4 protein-coding genes are annotated in these 4,515 nt (G+C 65.6%); all 4 read left to right on the top strand.

Features of this window, described 5'->3' with window-relative positions:
- Positions 1-736, top strand: a 736-nt coding sequence (locus A6302_RS24930) for a calcium-binding protein (RefSeq protein ID WP_245294162.1), incomplete at its 5' end; no start/stop codon positions are given.
- A complete protein-coding gene (locus tag A6302_RS23725) occupies positions 637-1,452 on the top strand; it encodes a VCBS domain-containing protein (protein WP_069308406.1) in 816 nt (271 codons plus the stop codon). The genes A6302_RS24930 and A6302_RS23725, both read left to right, overlap by 100 nt.
- Positions 1,452-3,005, top strand: coding sequence for a VCBS domain-containing protein (locus A6302_RS19390; protein ID WP_069308405.1), 1,554 nt, complete (start codon positions 1,452-1,454; stop codon positions 3,003-3,005). Before A6302_RS23725 ends, A6302_RS19390 begins: the two co-directional genes overlap by 1 nt.
- Positions 3,002-4,515 (top strand): VCBS domain-containing protein (locus A6302_RS19385; protein ID WP_210183404.1); only part of this gene is annotated, 1,514 nt, incomplete at its 3' end. The genes A6302_RS19390 and A6302_RS19385, both read left to right, overlap by 4 nt.

Below are 4,515 nucleotides of genomic sequence, written 5' to 3'. Positions count from 1 at the left end.
CACCTATGGTCATCTTATCGCCGACGGAGGCACCAACGGCTGGGAGGTCTATTATGTTCTTGATGACGAGGATGAAGATACGGACGCCCTGTCGACCGGATCGTCTGTCACGGAGACTTTCACTTTTACCAATCAAGGCCAGAGCTTCGAGATCACGGTCAACATCGAAGGCGTGACCGATCCCATCCTCGGCACCGACGACGTGGATGTTCTGGTCGGCGGCAACGGCGATGATGTCATCTTCGGCTTTGACGGCAACGACACGCTGCTTGCGGACGTGAGCACCGACGCCGACTACGCCGACATCCTCTATGGCGGCCGCGGCGACGACCGGCTGGTCGGTCTGCCCTCCAACAGCCTGCACGACAACACCGCCACCGACACGGCGGTCTTCCTCGGCCAGTACAACGACTACAGCCTCATTTCGGCGACCGAGGTGGTTTACGCACCGACCGGTGAAACCGACACGATCCTGAACGTCGACGCCTACGTCTTCGGCGCCGGCGGTGACGTCGTCGAGGAAAGCGCGACGACCGTCTCCGGCGCGCTGGTGCTGACCACCAACGATGGCACCGTCGTGTCGGCGCCGGGCGCTGGGTGGCCGACACCTATGAGGGCACCTACGGCACCCTCACCATGTCCGAGGACGGCGAGTGGACCTATGTCCTCGACAATGCCTCCGAGGACGTGCAGGCGCTGGGCGAGGGTGTCTTCGTCGACGATCAGATCACGGTGATTTCGGACAATGACACCAAACTCGTCGTCACCGTCCGCGTCACCGGCACCAACGACCTGCCGGACATCACGCTGACTGCCACCGACTCGGCCGTCGCCGAAGACTCCGACACCTCTGCCAGCGGCACGATCAGCATCGCCGACGTCGATACCGAAGACGCGTCCTATCTTGCCTATTCCTCGGTGGAGATGGTCGCCGACGGCTGGACTCTCGACGGGAATACGAACACCTGGTCCCAGACGTCCAACTACGGCACGATCGTCTTCAACCCCGACACCGGCGCTTATGTCTACACGCTCGACAACAGCTCCGAGGCCGTGCAGGGCCTCAAGAGCGGCAGCTCCGAAACCGACACCTTCACGATCCACGTGACCGACGGCTGGGGCACGTCGACGAAGGACATCGCGATCACCGTCACCGGCCAGCAGGACGCGCCGACCGTCACGGTCGGGGACGTCTCGGGTGATCTGGCCGAAGAGGGCACACTGACCGCCACCGCGACGGTGACGGCCGCCGACGTCGACGCCGGCGAAACCGCCGTGGTCTCGCCGATCGACATGGCGATCGGCGGCTGGACGCTCGTCGACGGCAGCGACAGCGACTACACGAAGGCGGGCACCTACGGCACCGCCGTGTTCGACAGCCTGACCGGTGTCGTCACCTACACGCTCGACAATGAATCATCGGCCGTCCAGGACCTCGGCTCTGCGACGTGATGACCGAGAGCTTCACGGTCTACTACCACGACGCCGTGGTTCCGGCGACGCCCGGCACCGTCACCTTCACCATCCGCGGCGCCAACGAGGTCATCACCGGCACGACGCCGGGCGCCATGATCGCCGGCACCTCGGCGCACGAGACCATCACCGGCCTGTCGGGCGGCGAGACCATCGACGGCAAGGGCGGCAACGACATCATCTACGGCGCCGAGGGCGACGACTACGTCATCGGCGGCAGCGGCAACGACGTCCTCTACGGGCAGGGCGGCAACGACAACATGTCGGGCAACATCGGCGACGACATCGCCGTGTTCTACGCCGCGCCGAACAGCTACACCATCGATGCGCTGGGTGACGGCGAGTTCGACGTCACCATCGGCGACGAGACCGACAACGTCGAATCGACCGAAGCCCTCGTCTTCGTCGAGCCGCTTTCCGTCACGGAAGACACCGCGGTCAACGCTGGCGACCTCACGGCCAGCGGCTCGCTGATCTTCTACGAAACGAGCACCCAGCACGTCCTCTGGGACGCTTTCGAGGCCGGCACCTACGAAGGCGCCTACGGCTCGGTCGTCATCGGGAATGCCGTCAACGACGGTCTCTCCAACGGCTGGGACTACACGGTCGACAACAGCCTCGACGTCATCCAGGAACTGGACGATGGCGAGACCCTGACCGACGTCATCACCGTGCGCACCGACGACGGCATGCTGATCGACCTCAAGGTCACGATCAACGGCACCAACGACGCGCCGACCGTCACCTTCGCCGGCTCGTCGGGCACCGTCACCGAGGGCACGTCGGAGACTGCCACGGCCCAGATCACCGTCAGCGACATCGAGGAGGACGAGACCGAGATCGACGCCTCCGCCATGCAGATGGCCGGCTGGTCGGACGAGAACGAGGACGGCGTCTGGGTGCGCACCGGCGCCTATGGCGAGGCCTCCTTCGACGAGGAGACCGGCACCATGACCTTCGCGGTCGGGTCCGGAACGCCGGTCCAGGCGCTGGGCGCAGGCGAAACCGAGACGGAAGGCTTCAGCGTCTTCTATGGCGATGGCGACGACACCGGCTACGGCACGGCCACCTTCACGATCGAGGGTGTGGACGACGAGTCCGTCATCAGCGGCGACCTCACGGGCAGCGCGACCGAGGACACGGCCTCGCCGCTGACGGCCTCGGGCATCGCGACGATCACCGATGCGGACACGAACGACACGCCGACCTTCGATGCCGACACCTACGCCGGCACATACGGCAGCATCGTGCTGCAGTCGAACGGTGCCTGGACCTACTCGGCCGACAACACGCAACTGGCCATCCAGTCGCTGGGCGCCGGCGAGACCCTGACCGACGAGATCACCATCGCCGGTTCGGACGGCAACACAGAGACCATCACCATCACCATCACCGGCGTCAACGACATCCCGGTCGTGACCGTGGGTACGCCCTCGGCAAATGCCGTCGAGGACGCGGCGGATCGGTCACCGCCACCATCACCGTCACGGATGTCGATGGCGACGACGCGGCGCCCAATACGCAGTACATGACCACGTTCGGCTGGACGGAAGACGCCGAAGCCGGCACGTGGACGAAGGACGGCCTCTACGGTTCCGCCGTGCTCGACGTCGAGACCGGGGTCGTCACCTATACGCTCGACAACAGCCGGGCCAACGTGCAGGCCCTTGGCGCCAGTGCGGGCTACTATGACGTCTTCCTGGTGTCCTATTCGGACGCATCCCTGTCGCCCGTCATTCAGCCGTTCTTCTTCGTCGCGACGGGAACCAACGATCTGTCCGTGATCTCCGGCACCCTTGCCGCGACCCTGACCGAGGACGAAACGTCGACCCTGATCGCCACCGGCACGGTGACCCTGACCGACATCGACATTGGCGACACGACGACGCTCGTCGGCGGCACCTTCACCGGCGCCTATGGCTCGCTGGTGCTCAACGTCAACGGCACCTGGACCTACACGGCGGACAGCACGCAGACCGCCATCCAGGCCATCGGCGATGACGAGTCGCTCACCGACACGTTCACGATCGTCGCCAGCGACGGCGCAACCCAGACGATCACCGTCACCATCGACGGCGTCAACGAACTGGTCGAGGGCACGTCGCTCGACGACGTCCTCAGCGGCGGCAGCTATGCCGACAGCATCTACGGCTTCGACGGCGATGACGTCATCGTCGCCGGCTCCGGCAAGGACAAGATCTACGGTGCGACCGGTGACGACCATGTCACCGCCGGTTCCGGCGACGACATCGTCGACGGTGGTGCCGACGACGACACGATCCTCGGCGGCTCGGGTGACGACGAGATCGACGGCGGCGACGGCGACGACTGGATCAATGCGGGCTCGGACGACGACACGGTCCTCGGCGGTGACGGTGACGACACCATCTACGGCGGCTCGGGCAATGACGATCTCGACGGCGGCACCGGCGCGGATCACATGATCGGCGGCACCGGCGACGACACCTATCACATCGACGATCTTGCCGACGTGATGGAGGAGCGGGCGGACCAGGGCATCGACACGGTCGTGTCGGCGATGGACCATACCCTCGGCGAGAACTTCGAGAACCTGACGCTGGCCGGCTCCGCGCTGCTCGGCACGGGCAATGCCGACGACAACACCCTTGTCGGCAACGAACTCGACAACACGCTGACCGGCCTCGACGGCGACGACGTCCTCGATGGCGCGGCCGGTGCCGACACCATGGTGGGCGGCGACGGCTGGGACACCTATCATGTCGACGACATCAACGACGTGGTGGTGGAACTCGAGGATGACGGCATCGACGCCGTGGTCTCCTCGATCACCTACACCCTCGGTGCCAACCTCGAGGTGCTGGAGCTCTCCGGTTCCGCGGCGATCGACGGCACCGGCAATGCCGACGACAACCTGATCAAGGGCAACACCGGCGCCAACACGCTGAGCGGTCTCGACGGCGACGACGCCCTGCTTGGCGGCAACGGCAACGACCGGCTGTCCGGCGGCAAGGGCGCTGACGGCCTGCTCGGCGGCGTGGGCAACGACCGTCTGTCCGGCGG

It is taken from the genome of Methylobrevis pamukkalensis (assembly GCF_001720135.1).
Taxonomy (GTDB): Bacteria; Pseudomonadota; Alphaproteobacteria; order Rhizobiales; family Pleomorphomonadaceae; genus Methylobrevis; species Methylobrevis pamukkalensis.
Note: the sequence above shows the minus strand (reverse complement) of the source record. Positions and strands in the feature narration are given on the sequence as shown.